We start from the raw sequence: 237 nt of genomic DNA, 5'->3' as shown, positions 1-237 counted from the left end.
ACCGTCTGTTCCACCTGCTGCTCGAACCACTTCAGCACGGCTTGGCACGCGGGGTGGGCAACGCCGCTGTCCCTTAGCCACAGGGCATACACCCCGCCAGTCTTCAGCGCCTCGCCGAAGGGCACCACCAGGTCGCCGCGCACCAAGGCATCGTGGGCCAGCATTCGGTCAGTCATGGCGATGCCCATGCCGCGGGCTGCCGCGTCCAGCGCCAGGTCGTCCAGATTGAACAACAGC

1 protein-coding gene is annotated in these 237 nt (G+C 66.7%); it reads right to left on the bottom strand.

All coding sequences use genetic code 11. The features are described from left to right. Window positions 1–237: LysR substrate-binding domain-containing protein (locus tag SB724_RS21750; RefSeq protein ID WP_410573145.1), on the bottom strand; the 237-nt coding region annotated here is incomplete at both ends.

Source organism: Bacillus sp. SIMBA_031 (assembly GCF_046535225.1).
In the GTDB taxonomy this organism is placed as follows: Bacteria; Bacillota; Bacilli; order Bacillales; family Bacillaceae; genus Bacillus; species Bacillus velezensis.
This window is presented reverse-complemented; position numbering and strand designations above follow the sequence as displayed.